The 18,433-nt window shown below is 65.5% G+C and carries 18 protein-coding genes and 1 tRNA gene; 7 read left to right on the top strand and 12 right to left on the bottom strand.

All coding sequences use genetic code 11. The annotated features are described in order from the left end of the window. Positions 1-12: 12 nt before the first annotated feature. From ABFK29_RS12585 to ABFK29_RS12560, 6 genes are all read right to left on the bottom strand, one after another. A complete protein-coding gene (locus ABFK29_RS12585; RefSeq protein WP_005860871.1) occupies positions 13-1,776 on the bottom strand; it encodes a PQQ-dependent methanol/ethanol family dehydrogenase in 1,764 nt (587 codons plus the stop codon). A gap of 215 nt (positions 1,777-1,991) precedes the next feature. Beyond that, positions 1,992-2,399 (bottom strand): c-type cytochrome, encoded by a 408-nt coding sequence (locus ABFK29_RS12580; protein WP_005860870.1) that lies wholly within the window; start codon positions 2,397-2,399, stop codon positions 1,992-1,994. Between the two features lie 282 nt (positions 2,400-2,681). Then, positions 2,682-3,488, bottom strand: coding sequence for an ABC transporter permease (locus ABFK29_RS12575; RefSeq protein WP_005860869.1), 807 nt, complete (start codon positions 3,486-3,488; stop codon positions 2,682-2,684). Further along, entirely contained in the window at positions 3,485-4,195 is a 711-nt protein-coding gene (locus tag ABFK29_RS12570; RefSeq protein ID WP_005860868.1) for an ABC transporter ATP-binding protein, read from the bottom strand. The genes ABFK29_RS12575 and ABFK29_RS12570 overlap by 4 nt, the downstream gene beginning before the upstream one ends. Positions 4,196-4,412: 217 nt before the next feature. Beyond that, on the bottom strand, positions 4,413-5,375 hold the full coding sequence (locus tag ABFK29_RS12565) for a YVTN family beta-propeller repeat protein (protein WP_005860867.1): 963 nt from the start codon (positions 5,373-5,375) through the stop codon (positions 4,413-4,415). A 140-nt stretch (positions 5,376-5,515) separates the two neighbouring features. Beyond that, positions 5,516-6,682: an ABC transporter substrate-binding protein gene (locus tag ABFK29_RS12560; protein WP_005860866.1), complete on the bottom strand. Its 1,167-nt coding sequence runs from the start codon at positions 6,680-6,682 to the stop codon at positions 5,516-5,518. Positions 6,683-6,862: 180 nt separating this feature from the next. On the opposite strand from ABFK29_RS12560, the gene pedF reads away from it, so the two are divergent. The 6 genes from pedF (at position 6,863) to ABFK29_RS12530 (ending at position 13,025) form a co-directional block, all read left to right on the top strand. Further along, entirely contained in the window at positions 6,863-7,546 is a 684-nt protein-coding gene (gene pedF / locus ABFK29_RS12555; protein WP_005860865.1) for a cytochrome c-550 PedF, read from the top strand. Positions 7,547-7,574: 28 nt separating this feature from the next. Beyond that, complete coding sequence (locus ABFK29_RS12550) at positions 7,575-8,519, top strand: transporter substrate-binding domain-containing protein (RefSeq protein ID WP_005860864.1); 945 nt, start codon at positions 7,575-7,577, stop codon at positions 8,517-8,519. Positions 8,520-8,592: 73 nt separating this feature from the next. Continuing rightward, positions 8,593-9,114, top strand: a complete 522-nt coding sequence (locus tag ABFK29_RS12545) for a CoxG family protein (protein ID WP_040604788.1) — start codon at positions 8,593-8,595, stop codon at positions 9,112-9,114. Positions 9,115-9,183: 69 nt separating this feature from the next. Beyond that, complete coding sequence (locus tag ABFK29_RS12540) at positions 9,184-9,669, top strand: (2Fe-2S)-binding protein (RefSeq protein ID WP_005860862.1); 486 nt, start codon at positions 9,184-9,186, stop codon at positions 9,667-9,669. Positions 9,670-9,762: 93 nt separating this feature from the next. Further along, complete coding sequence (locus tag ABFK29_RS12535) at positions 9,763-12,132, top strand: xanthine dehydrogenase family protein molybdopterin-binding subunit (protein WP_005860861.1); 2,370 nt, start codon at positions 9,763-9,765, stop codon at positions 12,130-12,132. Between the two features lie 101 nt (positions 12,133-12,233). Beyond that, entirely contained in the window at positions 12,234-13,025 is a 792-nt protein-coding gene (locus ABFK29_RS12530; RefSeq protein ID WP_040604787.1) for an FAD binding domain-containing protein, read from the top strand. A 66-nt stretch (positions 13,026-13,091) separates the two neighbouring features. Here ABFK29_RS12530 and ABFK29_RS12525 read toward each other — a convergent pair whose 3' ends face one another. The 3 genes from ABFK29_RS12525 to ABFK29_RS12515 all read right to left on the bottom strand — a co-directional run bounded on the left by ABFK29_RS12525 (position 13,092) and on the right by ABFK29_RS12515 (position 16,225). Further along, a complete protein-coding gene (locus tag ABFK29_RS12525) occupies positions 13,092-13,976 on the bottom strand; it encodes an FAD:protein FMN transferase (RefSeq protein WP_005860859.1) in 885 nt (294 codons plus the stop codon). Next, the gene (locus ABFK29_RS12520) at positions 13,973-16,081 is read right to left on the bottom strand and encodes a 4Fe-4S binding protein (RefSeq protein ID WP_005860857.1); all 2,109 of its coding nucleotides are present in this window, start codon (positions 16,079-16,081) and stop codon (positions 13,973-13,975) included. The genes ABFK29_RS12525 and ABFK29_RS12520 overlap by 4 nt, the downstream gene beginning before the upstream one ends. A gap of 67 nt (positions 16,082-16,148) precedes the next feature. Further along, positions 16,149-16,225, bottom strand: a tRNA-Ile gene (locus ABFK29_RS12515). Positions 16,226-16,324: 99 nt separating this feature from the next. Here ABFK29_RS12515 and ABFK29_RS12510 point away from each other — a divergent pair. After that, complete coding sequence (locus ABFK29_RS12510; RefSeq protein WP_040604815.1) at positions 16,325-16,540, top strand: HVA1 family protein; 216 nt, start codon at positions 16,325-16,327, stop codon at positions 16,538-16,540. Positions 16,541-16,564: 24 nt separating this feature from the next. Here ABFK29_RS12510 and ABFK29_RS12505 read toward each other — a convergent pair whose 3' ends face one another. The 3 genes from ABFK29_RS12505 to ABFK29_RS12495 are packed head-to-tail and all read right to left on the bottom strand — an operon-like array spanning position 16,565 to position 18,317. After that, positions 16,565-16,966, bottom strand: coding sequence for a hypothetical protein (locus tag ABFK29_RS12505; RefSeq protein WP_005860853.1), 402 nt, complete (start codon positions 16,964-16,966; stop codon positions 16,565-16,567). 60 nt (positions 16,967-17,026) lie between these two features. Continuing rightward, positions 17,027-17,596, bottom strand: a complete 570-nt coding sequence (locus tag ABFK29_RS12500) for a M91 family zinc metallopeptidase (RefSeq protein ID WP_005860852.1) — start codon at positions 17,594-17,596, stop codon at positions 17,027-17,029. Between the two features lies 1 nt (position 17,597). After that, complete coding sequence (locus ABFK29_RS12495) at positions 17,598-18,317, bottom strand: hypothetical protein (protein WP_005860850.1); 720 nt, start codon at positions 18,315-18,317, stop codon at positions 17,598-17,600. Positions 18,318-18,433 lie beyond the last annotated feature (116 nt).

The raw sequence follows: 18,433 nt of genomic DNA, 5'->3' as shown, positions 1-18,433 counted from the left end.
GCAGGGAGGAGGTTACTCGGCCGACGCCAGTTCCTTCGGCAGGCGGAACGTCCAGACCATGCCGCCCTGGTTGAGGTAGTTGACCTTCTTGGCGACCTCGCCGCCCCAGAGCGGAACAGCGCCGCCCCAGCCGGACACGACAGAGACGTACTGTTCGCCGTCCTTTTCCCAGGTGATCGGCTGGCCGACGATGCCGGAACCGGTCTGGAACGACCAGAGCTCTTCGCCGGTCTCATCGTCGAGCGCCATGAACTTGCCTTCGGGGGTCCCGAAGAACACGAGGCCGCCGGCGGTGGTCATCACGCCGCCCCAGAGCGGCGCGTCGTTCTTGTATTCCCACTTCCATTCGCCCGTGGCGGGATCGATCGCCTTGAGCGAGCCGATGTGGTCCTCGTAGTTCGGCTTGATGGTGAAGCCGGAGCCGAGGTAGGCGGCGCCCTTCTTGTAGGTGATCGGCTCGTTCCAGATGTCCATGCCCCATTCGTTGGAGGGCACGTAGAAGTTGCCGGTCTTCTGGCTGAACGCCATGGGCATCCAGTTCTTGCCGCCGAGGAAGCCCGGGGAGGAGAAGACCACATCGCCCTTCTCGCCATCGGCCGAGGCGGTGGGATCGCCGGGGCGGTTGTCCTCGTTGTAGATCGGGCGGCCGTCGTCGCCGATGTCGGAGGCCCAGGTGATGTCCTTCACGAAGGGATAGGCATCGACAAAGGCGCCGTCTTCGCGGTTCAGAACGTAGAAGAAGCCGTTGCGGTCGGCGGTGGCAAAGCGCTTGTTGCCCTCGCGGTCGGTGTAGGCGACCACTTCGTTCACGCCGTCGTAGTCCCAGCCTTCGCGCGGGGTGGTCTGGTAGTGCCACTTGATCTCGCCCGTGGCGGGGTCGATGCCGAGACGGCTGGCGGCATAAAGGTTGTCGCCCTTGTTGCCTTCGGTCGGCGTGCCCGCATTCCGCAGGTGGCTGTTCCAGGGCGCCGGGTTGCCGGTGCCGAAGACCAGCGTGTCGGTCTCTGCGTCGTAGGAACCGCCCAGCCAGGTGGCGCCGCCGCCGGTCTTCCACATGTCGCCCGGCCAGGTCGCGTTCAGCGTGCCGGTCATGGTGGATTCCTTGCCGTTGAGCGTGCCCATGTGGCCTTCGATCACCGGGCGGGTCCAGACCATCTCGCCGGTGTCGACGTCGCGCGCCTGCACTTCGCCCACGATGCCGAATTCACCGCCGGAGTTGCCGGTGATGACCAGCCCGTTCACGATCAGCGGGGCCGCCGTGTAGGAATAGCCTGCCTTGTAATCGGCGATCTTCTTGTTCCAGACGACGTCGCCGGTCTTGGCATCCAGCGCCACGAGCCGTGCGTCGAGCGTCCCGAAGATCACCTTGTCGCCGTACAGGGCCGCGCCGCGGTTGATGACGTCGCAGCAGGGCAGGATGCCTTCCGGCAGGCGGGCGTCGTATTGCCAGAGTTCCTTGCCGGTCTCCAGGTCGATGGCATACATCCGCGAGTACGACCCGGTGATGTACATCACGCCGTCGTAAACCAGCGGCTGGGTTTCCTGCCCGCGCTGCTTTTCACCGCCTAGGCTGAACGCCCACGCGGGGACAAGGTTCTTGACGTTGTCCTTGTTGAGGGTATCCAGCGGCGAATAGCGCTGCAGGTCCCGGCCCATGCCATTGGTGACAACCTGGTTGGTCATCGTCTGGTCGTTGGCCAGCATGTCTTCGGTCACCTCGGCCTGCGCGCTGATCGCGAGCAGGGACAGGGTGACGGCGGCGACGAACTTGTTCATCAGTCTCCTCCCATGAACGGTTTAGATGGTCGTTCCCCCGGCGCCGGGCGGGTGGCCTCTGCGCCGTCTGGATCGAAGTATAGAAATCGGAGTCCGGGCCGATAGACGGCGAAAGTCGTACGACCATCGCCGACTTGACATGTGGATCGCGGCGGCCATCGGCACCGCCGCCCCCCCCGGTTCCGGGTGTTTGGCTGCGCCGACGGCGGGCGCGGTCACTCGCCGTCGACGGCGGTGTTGTCCTGCGGGCTGATCGACGCGAGATAGGCCAGGATGAAGTCCTGAACGGTGCGGTCCTCGATGCCGACGTGGCGCATCTTGGTGCCGGGCATGAAGCCGTCGTTGTCCTCCATCCAGGCACGCAATGCGGCGGGCGTCCAGACGATTCCCGAGGCCTCCAGCGCGATGGAATAGTCGTAATTTCCGACACTTCCGGCGGCCCGGTTCAGGACGTTCTCAAGTGGCGGGCCGTAGGACGGATCGGTGGCGTTGGGGGCGTGGCAACGTCGGCATTCGGCGTCGAACAGCGTCTTGCCGGCCGCGACCTTCACCTCCTCGAAGGTGTCGGCGAAAGCGGGGGCAGCTGCCAGCAGCAGCGCGAGGGTCGGTAGAATGCGGGCCATGTCGGTCTCCTTTGCAAGGTTCGGAGACAGGGTAGGTCCGCGCAATTCGCCCGGACTTGATGCACGTCAACCGGAAGGGGTGCCGCGCCTCGTGCTTTGGTCGTACGACCTTTTGCGCCCGCAGGTGCGGTGTGGGAAACGCGGGGCGGTATTTGCGCGGCAAGCATCCACCGCCATGTCCAATGGCCTCAGGCCGCGCATCGCCACTTGTGCGTCGGCTGTCAGCATTGTCCGGTCATTGAACCTAGGACGGGCGCGTGAACGTCCCGCGCTCCGATCCGGTCACGATTTGCGCCGGATCAGCCCGCGCGCCGGATCGTATCCCCAAAGGGCGAACAGGGTGAAGACGGCCGTTGCCACTAGCGTCCACAAGAGCGCCCACGGCGAAAAGTCGACATGCAGCGCGAACCGGATCAGCTCCACCGCGTGGGTGAACGGGTTCAGGCGACAGATCCAGTACAGCAGTTCCGAGGATTCCTGCATCTTCCAAAGGGGATAGAGCGCGGAGCTCAGGAAGAACATCGGGAAGATGACAAAGTTCATCACGCCGGCGAAGTTCTCCAACTGCTTGATGAAGGACGACAGCGCCAAACCCAGCGACCCCAGCATCAGCCCCGCCAGCACCAGCGCGGGCAGGATGGTGACATAGCCAAGCGGCGGATGGTCGATGCCGAACAGCACGGCGATGACAAGGAACGCGTAGCACTGCAGAATTCCTATGAACGTCGCCCCACAAAGCTTTGAAAACAATAGATACCACCGGGGCAGGGGCGCCGTCAGCAATAGCCGCATTGACCCCATCTCCCGGTCGTAGACAAGGCTCAGCGACGACTGCATCCCGTTGAACAACAGGATCATTCCGCACAGGCCGGGCACGATGTAGGTCTCGTAGGTGATGTAGGTCTGGTACGGCGGGATGATCGACAGCCCGAGTGCTGCGCGGAACCCGGCGGCAAAGACCAGCAGCCAGACGAGCGGGCGCACCAGCGCTGCCAAGAAACGCTCCCGCTGGTGCACGAACCGCAAAAGCTCGCGCGCGGCGATGGCGCGGAAGGCCGGCCAGAGCGGGATGCGGGGCGGCGCGCTCATGTCTCCCCCTCCGTGGCGGCCAGGAACCAGTCCTTCAGCGGCGAACCCTCCGTCAACGTCTCGGCCCGGCCACGTGCCCGGATCCGCCCGCGATGCAGAAGGATCACGTCGTCCAGGGGGCGCACCTCGTCAGTCAGATGCGTGGCCCAAAGCACGGTCAGCCCGTCCGCGGCCAGGTCGTGCACGTGATCGGTGATGGCCGAGCGCGCCTGCGCGTCCAGCCCGACGGTCGGCTCGTCGCAAAGCAGGACGGCAGGGTCATGCACAAGGGCCCGCGCGATTTCGGTCCGCCGCCGATGGCCGCCGTTCAGCGCCCGCACCTTTTCGCCCGCCCGCTCCAGCATCGAAAGCCGGTCGAGCGCCGCCGCGATCCGCGTTTCGGCGTCCTTGCCGGACAACCCGTGCAACGCCGCGAAATAGACGAGGTTCTGCCGCACCGTCAGATCGAGGTCGAGCGTCGGCTGCTGGAATACCACACCCATCTTGGCCAGCGCCGCGCGGGGTGCCGCCGCCATGTCATGGCCCGCGATGGAAATCCGCCCGACCGAAGAGGTGAACAGCCGGGTCATCAGCGCGAACAGCGTGGACTTGCCGGCACCGTTCGGGCCCAGAAGGGCGGTGAACCGCCCCGGCTCCGCCGAAAAGCTCACGGCATCGAGCGCCTGCCTGGCGCCATACGAAAAGGAAAGATCGGAAACGGTCAACATGGTGGGCAGAATGATAGCCTCCCGCACCCGGTTGCAAGCGCGACCCTCGTATCACCCGCGCACGGCCCCGCCTTCATCTTGGCCGAAATACCTCGGGGGAGCGCCGCAGGCGCGGGGGCAGCGCCCCCTCCTTGCCCGCCACCCGCTCCGGGTCCTAAAACCGTCCAGGACGCGGGCAACGCCCGCGCCGGGGCGGCGCTCCCCGTGTCCGGAACGCTCATTGCGTGGGGCGGAAGGCCGCGCCCCAGGGGAAACGGCCGACCTTGATGGTCTTCAGCGCCTTGCGCGCTGCCACGTCGACCACCGTCACGTCGCCCGACACGCCGTTGGTCGTGAACAGGAGCGACTTGTCGGCGTTGAACGCCATGTGCCAGACCCGGCGCCCGACGAGGATGTAGTCCTCGACCTCGTAGGTCTCGGCGTTCACCACGGCGAGGTGGTTCGCCGGCCCCAGCGCCACGAAGGCGTGGCTGTCGTCGGCTGTCAGTTCGAATCCCACGGGCTGGATCTTGTCGGGGTGCACGCCCTTGATCTCGAACCCGAACTTGGCCTTCTCCGTCTGTGTCGCCACGTCGAAGACCGACACGGTGCCGCCGATCTCGGCGCTGACCCAGAGCTCGGTCCCGTCCTTGACGAACTCTGCGTGACGCGGCCGGGAATCGACCAGCGTGTTGGCGAAGAGCATCTGGGTTTCCGTGTCGATCCAATGCGCCATGTTCGTCGTCTCGGATGTGGTGATGGCGATCTTGCCATCGGGCGAGACGGCCATGCCCTCGGGTTCGATGCCGACGTTGATCTGGGCCACGACGGAGCGTGTCTCGGTATCGACGACCGTGGTGATCGCGTCGTCCTCGTTGGCGATGTAGAGGTGGCGGTTGTCTGGATGCAGCACGAACTGTTCCGGGTCCTCGCCCGAGGGCAGATCGTGCAGGACCTCGCCCGAGACGGGGTCCATCACCTGCACCGAGTCGCTGTCGGAGGCGCAGATGTAGACCACGGAATAGTCGTGGCTGAAGGTGATGCCCCGCGGGCGCTCGCCGGTGGGGAGGGTGCGCGTCACCTCCATGGTCGAGATGTCGATCACGGAGACCGTGTTGTCCTTTTCGTTCGTTACCCAGATCTCGTCCGCCGTGGCGGGATGGGAGAGCAGGAGGGTTGCGAGGAGCGGTGTGTACTTCATGGCGGTATCCTTGCGGGGAATGCGTGAGGCGGGCGCCCCTGCCGGAAAGGTGTCTAGGGCGGCGGCGTGGCGTTTCAGGTATTTCAGCCAAGATGAAGGGCGGGCGCGGCGCCGGGATGGCCTGGGTATGCGCCTTACGGTCACTTCGCGAAGGCGGCGCAGCCGCTTTCGGGAGCGTCGAGGCCCAGCGTGTCGAGTTCCGAGATCGGGTGCAGGAAGCCGTCGAGCGGGGCATCGGCGACCAGCGCACCGCGGTGGGTGAGCGGGATGGACTGGCGCAGCTGGCCGTTCCACGGGCGGAAGGTCAGCGGGCGGCCCTTGAAGCCGCCGAGTTCGAAAGCGCCGGACAACATATAGGACCTGAGCTCCGGCGCGGTCGTGGCGCCCGAGCGGGTGACCGCCTCGCCGATGGCGCGCACCGCGGCCCAGGCAGCGTAGTCTCGCGGTAGCATCGCGCGCCCGGTGGCCCTGGTGAAGCGGGACTGGAGCTGGGCCGCGCCCCACTGTTCCACCGCCGGGGACCATGCGGCGGGCCTCAACCCCTCGCTGCCAGCGACCGGGCGCGGCATCCAGGTGTTGTAGGGGATGTAGCGGGCGAAGTCGTTGGCTTCGTCGGCGGCGATCAGCACGTCGTACTTGCCGAACTGCTGGGTCAGGAGCGGTACTTCGGCGGCGGCGCTGCGGCGCAGGTCGGCGTCGAAGGTCCACTCGGCGGTGCGCCGGATCGACAGGCCGAATTTTGCAGCCGAGGCCCGATAGCTTTCGGCCAGCGCCCTGTCGCCGGGTTTCGGCCCTTCGATCATCACCAGCGCGGTCCAGCGGCGCATCACGAAGAACTGCATGAGCGCATCGGTCAGCATGGCGCGCGAGGGCAGGGTGTGCAGCACGTTGGCGCGGCAGTCGGTGCCTCTCAGCGGCGTTTCCGGCGCGGCGGTGTTGAAGAGCAGCGCGCGCGCGGTGCCCGGCATGTCGGCGGCCCGGAGGAGCGCGTCGGCGGAGGCGTCGATCACCAGGAGATCGGTCTCGGCCAGCGCCGCCTCCACCGCGCCGGCGAAGTCGCCGTCTGGCGCCACCGCGTGTTCCGTCAGCGTCCAGGACTGGCCCATGAAGGTGCCCGTGGTGGCGTTGTCGGCGATCCCCAGGCGTGCGCCCGCGACGCCGAGATCGTCGGGCATGGGGTCGAGGTTCGACAGGGTCGGGGGCAGGGCGATCTCCTGCCGGACCCATGCCACGCGGATCTCGTCTGCCCGGATGGGCCCCGCCGCCGCCAGCAGGATTGCGGTCATCGCTGCCAGGATCGTGCGCATCCCGTCCTCCCTCAGTCGCTCACGTGGGAAGGATCGGAGGTGCGGGCCGCGCACTCAATACGACCAAGGTCTCGCGGGGCCGTCCGCCGCGCCACGAAAGTCCAATGGTGCGGCGGCGCAGCGCTGGCTTATCACCTTTGCCAGACGCGATGCGATCACCCCGAACGGGAGGAGGAAACGATGAAGACCTTTGCGATGACGGCTCTTGTGAGTGTTTTGCCGGTGCTGGCCCTGGCCCATGGCGACGTGGCGCCGCAGGCCGTGGACACCACCGGGCTGCCGAATGTGGGCGAGGAGTGGCTGACCGAGAACCCCTACCGTGCGGAGGCCGCGGGCGAGGAGGTCTGGTCTAAGGCGGTGAAGATCGGCGCTTCGGGCTACAACCAGAACTGCGCGCGGTGCCATGGGCTCGAGGTGATCTCGGGCGGGCTGGCCCCCGACCTGCGCTTTCTCGAGGCGGAGGAATACGGCGACGAGTGGTTCGTCGAGCGGTTCCGCCATGGCTATACCCAGAACGGCACCACCAAGATGCCCGCCTTCGGCGAGCTTCTGGGACAGGAGGCGGCCTGGGCGATCCGCACCTATATCGAAACCCGCCCCGACGACGAGTCGATGGCCGAGGTGGCCGATGAGCTGAAGGGCCTGCGCGATCAGCTGGATGCGCTCTCGACCGGGTCGGGCGATGCGGACGGTGAGCTGATCAAGGCGGAGCTGACGGAGATCGCCGCCGGTATCGAGACCGTGTCCGGTGCGCCGGTGGCGGACAGCGCCGCGAGCCGGGCAGCCGCCTTCATCGACGGCAGTGAAGAGGGCTATCGCCATGCGGCAGAGGCCTTGACCATCGGGCTGTCGGCTGCACACTGAGCGCGAACGGCCTTCGGGGAGGAGTGGCATGGTTCGACACGCGGGTTTTCTGAACGCCGCCGGCCGGGGTCTGCGTGCCCTTCTGCCAGCCCTGCTGACCGGCGCGCTGCTGGCCGTCGGGGCCGGCGGGGTACGGGCCGCCGATCCCTGTGCCGACTACGTGCCGCAGCCCAAGCCGCAGAACGCGGGCCGCGACATCGTCGGGCAGGATCTCGACACGATCCGCGCCCGTGGGTCGATGACCTTCGCGGTCTACGAAGATTACGCGCCCTATTCCTGGGAAGAGGACGGCGAAGCGAAGGGCATCGACGTCGACGTGGCGAAGCTGGTGGCGGAATTCATCGGCGTGACGCCAGTAATCCGCTTCGTTGCCGCCGGAGAGAACCTCGACGCCGATCTCCGGCATAACGTCTGGAAGGGCGGGATCGTGGGCGGCGCGGTGTCGAACGTGATGATGCGCGTGCCCTACGACACGGCCTTTCGCTGCCGGGTGGAGCAGGTGGTCTTCCCCGGCCAGTACCAGGAGGAACACATCGCCATCGCCTATCGGGTGGCGGAGTATCCCGACGGCGGTCCGGTTCCGGCCTACTTCCGCTTCGACACCGTGGCGGTGGAGAACGATTCGATCTCGGACTTCTATCTGACGAGTTTCGCGGGTGGCCAGACCGCGGCAGGCGTGCGACGGTATCCGACGATGGAGGCGGCCATGGCGGCGCTGAACGCGGGGGAGACGATGGCGGCGATGGGGCCGCTGGCCCAGCTCGAATTCTACCGGGGCGAGGGCGTGGCGATCCACGAACCGCCGCTGGCCGGACTCGCAAAGGCGCATTGGCCGATCGGAACGGCGGTGCATTTCGCCTGGCGGCCCTTGGGATATGAAGTGGAGGATGCGATTTCCGCGGCGATGGCCGATGGCCGGATCGCGGGGATCTTCGAGAGATACGGACTGACGCACAATCCACCGGAATGGTGATGTTATCAATTGGTCTAATATGCCCGACGGGCGCTGCGCGCCTAGGCTGGCGTCGGAGAGAGAGGACAAACCCATGCAAATGAGCGATTCCCGCACGATCAAGGCCCCCCGCGAGGTGGTCTGGGAAGCGATCCTGAACCCGGAGGTGCTGAAGGCCTGCGTGCCCGGCTGCACCGAGATGTCCGGCTCTGCCGAAGAAGGGTTCGAAGCGACCGTCGTTCAGAAGGTCGGCCCTGTGAAGGCGACCTTCAAGGGCAAGGTCAACCTTGAAAACATGGACGCCCCGAACACCGTGAAGCTGGTGGGCGAGGGCAAGGGCGGCGCGGCCGGCTTTGCCAAGGGCAGCGCGGTGGTCAAGCTGGAGGACGCCGAGGACGGCACTCTGCTCACCTACGACGTGGATGCCAGCGTCGGCGGCAAACTTGCCCAGCTCGGCAGCCGCATCATCGACGGTTTCGCCAAGAAGATGGCCGACCAGTTCTTCTCCAACTTCCAGGAGGCGGTCGAAGGTCCCTCCGATCCGGAAGAGGCGCCGGAGACGGAGGCCGACGACGGCAAGAAGAAGGGCTGGTTCAAGCGGATGGTGTCCAACTGATCCGCCGATTTGATCTGCACTCCGGGGTGGGTGCATTCTGTGACAAACGATTTTCCAGGGAGGGAAACGATGGTTGAAGTGACGATGAAGGTGAACGGCAAGTCCGTCACCAAGTCGGTCAAGGGCAACACGCTCATGACGGAGTTCCTGCGTGAGGAGCTGCGCCTGACCGGGACCCACGTGGGCTGCGACACCTCGCAATGCGGCGCCTGCACGATCCATGTGAACGGTTTGCAGGTGAAGGCCTGCACCATGTTCGCCGCCGAAGCCGATGGCGCCGAGGTCGGCACGATCGAGGGTCAGGCAGACGCGGACGGTTCGCTGAACGCGATCCAGCAGGCGTTTCAGGACTATCACGGTCTGCAGTGCGGTTTCTGCACGCCGGGCATGGTGATGGCGGCGGCCGCGCTCCTGAAGAACAACCCCAAGCCGACGGAGGCCGAGGTGCGCCACCACCTCGAAGGCAACATCTGCCGCTGCACCGGCTACCACAACATCGTCCGCGCCATCCTGGCGGCGTCCGGACAGGACGTGCCCGCCGTCGCGGCCGAGTAAGCCATATCAGTCGGGGCGGAGACCGTCCGCCCTTCACACAGTCCGACAGTTTGTAGGGCGGAGATTCTCCGCCCCCCCTTCAGGGAGGAAGAAATGCCGAAGGATCATGGCATCGGCGCAAGCCAGAAGCGGCGTGAGGACGTCCGCTTCCTGACCGGAGCCGGTCAGTACACCGACGATATCAACGTCTATAACCAGGCGTATGTCTATTTCCTGCGCTCCGACGTGGCGCACGGGAAGATCTCCTCGATCAACACCGAAGCGGCTGCCGCCATGCCCGGCGTCGTCCGCATCTTCACCGGTGCCGACTTCGAGGGCGTCGGCGGTCTGCCCTGCGGCTGGCAGGTGACCGACAAGAACGGCGACCCGATGAAGGAGCCGGCGCACCCGGTTCTGGCTCAGGGCAAGGTCCGTCACGTGGGCGATCCGATTGCCGCGGTCGTGGCGGACTCGCTGGAAGAGGCGCGCACCGCCGCCGAAGCCATCGAGGTCGATATCGAGGAGCTGCCCGCCGTGGTGAACATGGCGGCCGCGCTTGAAGGCGGGTCCGCCAAGGTGCACGACGACCTGTCGGACAACCTCTGCTACGACTGGCAGTTCGGCTCCGACCCGGCAGAGACACAGGCGGCCTTCGACAGCGCCGCGCATGTGACGACGCTGGAGCTGACCAACAACCGTCTTGTCGCGAACCCGATGGAACCGCGCGTGGCCGTGGGCGAGTACAACCGCGCCAACGACGAAAGCACGCTCTACACCACGTCGCAGAACCCGCACGTGATCCGTCTGCTGATGGGCGCCTTCGTCCTCGGCATCCCGGAGCACAAGCTGCGCGTCGTGGCGCCGGATGTGGGCGGCGGTTTCGGCACGAAGATTTTCCACTACGCCGAAGAGGCCTTCGTCACCTTCGCCTCGCGCCAGATCAACCGGGCAGTGAAGTGGACGTCCTCGCGCTCCGAGGCGTTCATGTCAGACGCCCATGGTCGCGACCACGTCACGACCATCGAACTGGCGCTGGATGCGGACAACAACTTTACCGCCGTGCGGACCAATACGCTGGCCAACATGGGCGCCTACCTGTCGACCTTCTCGTCGTCGGTGCCGACCTGGCTGCACGGCACGCTGATGGCGGGCAACTACAAGACGCCGAACGTGCTGGTGAACGTGAAGGCGGTCTTCACCAACACCGTGCCGGTGGACGCCTACCGTGGCGCGGGCCGTCCCGAGGCGACCTACCAGCTTGAACGGATCATCGACAAGGCCGCGCGCGAGCTGGGCGTCGATCCGATCGCGCTGCGCCGTCAGAACTTCATCACCGAGTTCCCGTACCAGACACCGGTGGCCGTGGTCTACGACACCGGCGACTACGTCGCGACGATGGACAAGATGGAAGAGCTGATGGACCTCGGCAACTTCGACGCCCGTCGCAAGGAGTCGGAAGCCAAGGGCAAGCTGCGCGGTCTGGGCGTCAACTGCTTCATCGAGGCCTGCGGCATCGCGCCGTCGAACCTCGTGGGTCAGCTTGGCGCGCGTGCCGGGCTTTACGACGCGGCCACCGTGCGGGTGAACGCCACGGGCACCATTTCGGTGCTGGTCGGCGCGCACAGCCACGGGCAGGGGCACGAGACCGCCTTCCCGCAGGTCGTGGCGGAGATGCTGGGTATCGACGAAAGCATGATCGACATCGTGCACGGCGACAGCGCGAAGATCCCGTTCGGCATGGGCACCTACGGGTCGCGCTCCATCGCGGTCTGCGGGTCGGCGATGGTCCGGGCGACCGAGAAGATCATCAACAAGGCCAAGAAGATCGCCGCCCACCTGCTGGAGGCCGCCGAGGCGGACATCGAGCTGAAGGACGGCCAGTTCTCGGTCGCGGGCACCGACAAGTCGGTCGCCTGGGGGGATGTGACGCTTGCAGCCTACGTGCCGCACAACTATCCGCTGGAGGAGATCGAACCGGGGCTGGAAGAGACGGCCTTCTACGATCCGTCGAACTTCACCTATCCGGCGGGCGCCTATGCCTGCGAGGTGGAGGTAGATCCGGAAACCGGCGAAGTCACCATCGAGAAATTCGTGTCCGCGGACGACTTCGGCAACGTCATCAACCCGATGATCGTCGAAGGCCAGGTGCACGGCGGGATCGCGCAGGGCATCGGGCAGGCGCTGCTGGAGAACTGCGCCTACGACGAGAACGGCCAGCTGCTGAGCGCGTCCTACATGGACTACGCGATGCCGCGCGCCGACAACCTGCCGATGCTCGACAGCTACCTTGTCGACCACTCGTGCCAGACGCCCTGCACGCACAACCCGCTGGGTGTGAAGGGCTGCGGCGAGGCCGGGGCCATCGGCTCTCCGCCGACGGTGGTGAACGCGGTGATCGACGCACTGCAGTCGGGTGGCCACAAGGTGGAGCACATCGACATGCCGGTGTCGCCCGGCCGCGTCTGGGCCGCGATCAACGGCTGAATGGAGAGCGCCGGGGGGCTGTCTGCCCCCCGGACCCCCCGAAGGTATTTTTGCCAAGATGAAGGTGGATGGCCTTCATGAGCGGCAGAGGAGGAAACAAGATGTATTCATTCGATATCGTCCGGCCGACGTCCGTGGCCGATGCCGTGTCGGCGCTGGGGCAGGAAGACGCGCAGCCTTTGTCCGGCGGCCAGACCCTGATCCCGACCCTGAAGCAGCGCCTGGCGATGCCGTCCGTACTGGTGAGCCTGTCGGCCATCGAGGACCTGAAGGGCGTGTCGTCCGACGGCGGCGTTCTGACCGTCGGCGGCGGCACCACCCATGCGACGGTGGCGGCGGAGGCCGGGGCCTATCCCGCGTTGGCGGCGCTGGCCAGCCAGATCGGCGACCCGGCGGTGCGCAACCGCGGCACCATCGGCGGATCGCTTGCCAACAACGATCCCTCGGCCTGCTATCCGGCGGCAGCGCTGGGAACGGGCGCGACGATTGTCACCAACACGCGCGAGATCGCTGCGGACGATTATTTTCAGGGCATGTTCACAACTGCGCTGGACGAGAACGAGATTGTCACCGCCGTCAAGTTCCCGATCCCCGAAAAGGCCGCCTACATCAAGTTCCAGCAGCCGGCGTCCCGGTTCGCGCTGGTGGGTGTGTTCGTTTCCAAGGGTGCGGACGGGGTGCGGGTTGCCGTGACCGGTGCGTCGGAAGACGGCGTGTTCCGCTGGAGCGAGGCGGAAGAAGCGCTGTCGGGCGACTTTTCGGCCAGCGCGGTTGACGGGCTGTCGGCGCCATCGGGGGACGGGATGATCTCCGACCTGCACGGCAGCGGCGCCTATCGTGCGAGCCTTGTGAAGACCCTGACCAAGCGGGCGGTGGCCAAGGCCAACGGCTGAGGGTGCACGTCTTTGAGTTATGGAAGCTCCCGGTCGTCTGGCCGGGAGTTTTCTTTTGAAGGCCTGTCAGAGAGTCCGAAGGTTGCCGTCGTGGTCCACCAGTGTGATGCGATGGAGGTCGGCATCGGTCTTGAGGCGTTCGAGCCGTGCGGTGTCCATGAAGACCGCCGCCGTTGACAGCGCGTCGGCGGTCGTGGCGTCGCGCGCTTCGATGCTGACTGTCGACCAGAGGGGACGTTCGCCCGCGGGTCCGAGGATGTGCGCTTGTGTTCCCAGGTGGAGAGCGCCGGGACTTGAGGTGGCGCGGGCGGCGTTTTCCAGCGTGAGATGCCCGAGAGAACCGTGCCCGGGATCTTCGAGGGCGAGGCGGAAGGGACCGCCGATGGCCGCCTGTTCGCCTATGTCGACCAGCGCACGGGTAAAGCCGCGCGCGGTGAGGGAAGCACGGATCAGGTCGGTGGCAAAACCTTGAGCGATGCCATTCAGCGTGAGTTTCTGATCACGATCCAGGTACATGCCCCGCGTGGTGCGGCGGATCCGCTGCCAGCCGATAAGCGCGCGGGCCGGTGCAGGGTCGCGCGCTTCGGCCAAAGCGCGCCAGAGCGGTTGGACAGTCGGGTCGAAAAGGCCGCCGGTCACGCTGTGGGCCTTGGTGCAGGCGTCGATCAGCGCATCGAAACGGGCATCTGGTGCAAGAAAGCCGGTATCGTTGAGGCGCGAGAGGGTCGAATTTGGGCGGTACAGGCTGAACAGGTCTTCGATGGCATCGAGCTGCGCCGGCAGATCGGCCAGAGCGGGCTCCGTTTCCGATCGCGGGCCGGTCAGGGTGACGGAAACCTCGGCCCCGAGCGCGCGCCCCTGCCAGCTTGACGCAAAGGCGTGACGGGGCGCGCAGGCGAAGGCGGCGGCGAGGGTCAGGAAACGGCGGCGCTTGAGGCGGGGCAAGGTCATTCGGCGGGCACCTGGTTGGGATGGCCAGTAACGCGCGGCGGGCGTTTCGTGGAGCGGGCCTTCAGGATCAACGGCACACATTGCCCGGCGTCGTCGTGTATCTTGACGCAATCAAGACACTGGAAACACTCGTCGTACTGGACCGTACCGGTCTTGCGGATGGCACCGTAATTGCACTTCACCGCGCAGAGCTGACAGGGTGAGCCGCACTCCACGCGACGGGGGATCCATTGGCGCAGACGCAAGGCACCCCCGATCGCCATGAGCGCTCCAAGCGGGCAGAGATATCGGCAGAATCCCTTGAAGGTGAAGAGCGCAAGGATCAGCCAGAAGGCGGCGTAGGCGACATAATACCATTCGCGCAGGAAGATGGTGGTGATGGCGGTCTTGAAGGGTTCGATCTCGGCCGCCTTGTCCATGTGGGCGGGCGAAATGACGGTTACAGCGACCAGTCCGGCCAGCGCCAGGTATTTCAGTCTTTTCAGGCGCTGGTCCCATGTGCGGGACGGTTCCCACCGGGGAAGATGCAGCAAACGACCGATATGATGCGCAAATTCCTGCAAGGCACCAAAGGGACAGAGCCAGCCGCAGAAAAGGCCACGGCCCCAGAGGACGAAGCCCAGGATGACGGCCGCCCAGATCAGGAGCGAGAAAGGATCGTAGAGAAGGTAGGCGAAATGCCGGGTCGATAGTGCCGCCTGAAGTGTGGCGAGGGGCGTCACGATGGACAGTTGCCCCTGGCCCCACCAGCCGATGAAACCGGTGACGAAGGCAAGGATTGTCAGCCGCACCGGGGTGAAAAAACGGAACCCGGCCAGACGGCTTTGCGCGAAGAACAGGACGGGCAGGAGGACGGCGAGGAAGACCGCGAGCACAACAAGGTCGTCTGCACGGTTGCGGATGGCCTCTTCGAATGGGGACAAGCGGCGTGCCTGACCCGGCCGGGTGAAGAAACGTTCGTCGGTCGCGACCTGCGCTTCGATGGTGACGGAACCGACCTGCGGTTGAAAGACGCCGTGCTCGCGGATCGCCTTCACCGCAAAGGTCCAGGGTGCGGCGGGATCGAACCCAAGGCGCCGGTCGGTGCGAAGGATCATCGCGGTGCCGTCGTGCAGCGCCTCCGGCACTTGGTCGGAGAGCCGGACAAAGAGATCTGCGTCGCGCAGGGCGACCGGAAACCCGTTCTGTTCGGCGCCAAGCCAGTCCGGCGCGGTGTTGCGTATGAAGTCGGGGGAGACGAGTCCGTGGCGCGCCGTCTCGATCACGAGGATAGGTTCATCGAAGGTGGAAATCTCGCGGAAGCGGTCGAGTTCGCGCAGTGTATCTTCGGACAGCAATGCGCGGGCGATGGACCTTGGGCCGATGTCGGCAACCCATAGATCGAGGTAGGGCGCATCGGGATCGGCGCTGGCCTCCGGATCGTCATGCGCCCAACGCGTCCCTTCGAACAATGCGTCGATTTCCCCGTTTGTGAGGGTCTTGTGCGTCAAAAGCCCGTTTTCGTTCAGCGACGCCCACGTCAGGTCTTCGTCGATATCGGGGTTCGGGAACGCGGGCGGACCGGCACTGATGCCGCCCATCTTTTCACGTGCGACCTGCAGCGCGGCGGCAAGGATCGATTCATGCGCGATACGGACCGAGGCCGTCGCTTTCGTCACGCCGTCGAGATAGACCAGACCGCTGCCGTCGGAGGCGCCGCCGTAGGGCGTTCCGACCACGAGGCTGTCGGAAATGGAATGGCCGCGGTATTGCTCCATGAAGGCGTGGAACGGAGCCTCGCCCAGGCCCGAGACGAAGATCGGTTCGTTGTGGCTGAGAAGTTGCACGTCGAGAAACCGGCCGTCCAGGTCGAGCACCACGAGCGCATTTATCGGCGCGCCGGAAAAGCCGGGCAGGGGCGCCATCGGTTCGGTCTGAAAGACATACCCCGTCTGCGCGCCGCCGGAATTCAGCAGTTCATAGACGCCGTTTTCCGAGATCCGTGCGCCCATGGACATCGGCGCACGGATATGCGTGGCCATTTCCTCGGGCGAGAGCACCTCTGCCAAGGCGATGACCGCACTGGCCAGCCAGAGCGCGGCGGCGATGATGAAACGTTCTCCCATGCGCGGCACGTTAGGCGCCGTGCGGGCCATGCGGAATGCGACCTTCGTGGGGGATCGGATGGATGACTGGTAGGCCCGGCAGGACTTGAACCCGCAACCAAGGCGTTATGAGCGCCCTGCTCTAACCAATTGAGCTACAGGCCCACCGTGGCAGTCTGAGTAAGCGCGGGGCGCGGGGGCGTCAAGCACGGGAACGCGCTGAGGGAGATAAGCATTGAACGGCATGGGCAGATGGAGCGCGCGATGAAGAACTATGGCGAAGGCGAAAGGGTCGAGTGGGACTGGGGCAGCGGGACGGCGTCGGGCAAGGTGGTGCAGAAATACACCCGCAAGATCACGCTGAAGATCAAGGGCACCGAGGTGACGCGCGACGCGGACGAGGACAATCCGGCCTACCGTATCGAACAGGAAGACGGGGGCGAGGTCCTGAAGAAGGGCTCGGAACTGCGGAAGGCGTGACGCAAGACCTGCCCCTGCGGGCCGCTATTTCAGCAGGGAAATCAGCGTGCAGACATCGCCGAGCGCGCCGTTGGCGTAGCGCGGACGATAGACGATCTCGACACGTTTGGCGCTGGCTGCGATGCGCCAGGTATGCAGCACGAAATCGCCCGACGGGTCGATTTCCGCGGCGGTTGTGAGGTTGTTCCAGAGAATCTGACCGACCATCGCGGCACCGTTCAGGGACAATGCGCCAAAATCCACGTCGTCGAGGTCGGTGGCATCCACCAAGGGCTCGATCGGGTGGTGGTCGGCGGTGACCTTCTCGATCATGACGCCCCATGTCGGATCGCGGAAAACGTCGAGCCCGTCTTCGGCGGGGATCACGAAGGGAATCGTCTGGTGTCCGTTCCAGTCGGTATGGGTGGAAACGAAGCTGCGGGTCATGGGTCTTCGGTCCTTGTCAGGCGTTGAGTGGTCGGCCGGGGCAGAGGCCGGATGTGTCGCTTACGGCGTGTACTGCGGAATGTCCCACGCACCGTATTTCTGTCGCTGCGGCAGGCCCTTGGCTTCGCGGTGTTCGTTCTCGGCGGCCGCCGCGGCCACTTCGCGCTTTTCCCGCGTGTCACCGGACGCGCCCTGCGTGTATTCGTAGGTGTGATAGGCTTCGTGCGCCAGCGAAGACTCAGGGTCGCGGTCGACCCCGTCGCCGTATGTTCCCTTCTTGTTGGGATTGAACTTGATCGTGCCTTCCGAACCGGTGCCGTCCTGCGAATCCGACCGGCTGTCCGGGCTGGCGCTGTTGCCGGCGGGGCCGACCTTGATCGTGGTGGTCTTGTCGCTGTTCTCAAGCGCCTCCATCGCCTCGACGGTCTTGGGTTTCGAGCCGTCGGGCAGGCGGCGCTTCTTGGCGTCTTCCCATTGCTGCTTGGCTTTGGCGAGATCCTCGTCGCTGGCGCCGGGCTGCTTTTCCCAGACGACACCGCCGCCCTCGGCAGCCGCGCAGCCCTTGGTGGCGCCGGGCTTGTTCTCTGTCTTCTTGCAGGCGTCGTCGTTGGCCTCTCCGCATTGGCACATCTCAGGCAGCCTCCCCGACGCTTTCGCCCAGGGCGGTGATCATCGTCAGTGCCGCCTTGCGCAGCGCTTGCGTTTTCGGTGCGGGTGCAGGCCCCTTGTCATAAAGCGTTGCGTGGATCAGCGGCAGTTGCGGTTCGGCGTAGTAGTAAGGGCCGTACATCAGCGCGAGCGCGGCGCAGATGTAGCCGCCCAGCGGTTGGTCCAGGCCGAAGGCCTCCGATTGCGACATCGCATCGCCCAGTACATGTCCGGTCTGGTCCGAGGCTGCGGCGCGCTGCGGAAAGGCCGCGCAGAGGGCACCCACCGGATCGGCCGGCGCATCGCCCGTCTCAAGAACTTGATGCACCTGACGGAGGCCGCGCACCGCCGCCCGGCCATCGCGGCCGTTGGTCTTGCGCAGGTGAAGGAGGGTGCGGTCGTTCAGCTGGTTGATGCGGTGAATCGGTTCCCGGATAGTCGGATCGGCCAGTTTGTCCGACGCCCAGGGCAGCAGGGGATTCTCGTCGTATCGGCTGCCCAGAACCGGCATGAAGGTCGCGAACATGTAGATGCTGCGTTCGGTCACGAAGCCGTAGTGCCGGGCGCGTGTGTGGGCGAAGGTGGCAAGCGTCATCGCGCTGCCGTCCGGCCAGAATGCCTTGCCCCACGGAAAATGGGTTTCGAGATGCTCAGCCAGACCGGTTTCGAAAGATCGAAACTCCATGGCATCGAATGCATCCATCTGTGCATTTGATATCGAAAGCATGGGTTAAGAACGCCGTAAATGAAATATGCAGCGAACATAGACCAGAAATGGATTTGTTCACAGTGATGATTTCCCTACCGGGCGGGCTGCGC

The sequence above is a fragment of the Sagittula stellata E-37 genome, from assembly GCF_039724765.1.
In the GTDB taxonomy this organism is placed as follows: domain Bacteria; phylum Pseudomonadota; class Alphaproteobacteria; order Rhodobacterales; family Rhodobacteraceae; genus Sagittula; species Sagittula stellata.
Note: the sequence above shows the minus strand (reverse complement) of the source record. Positions and strands in the feature narration are given on the sequence as shown.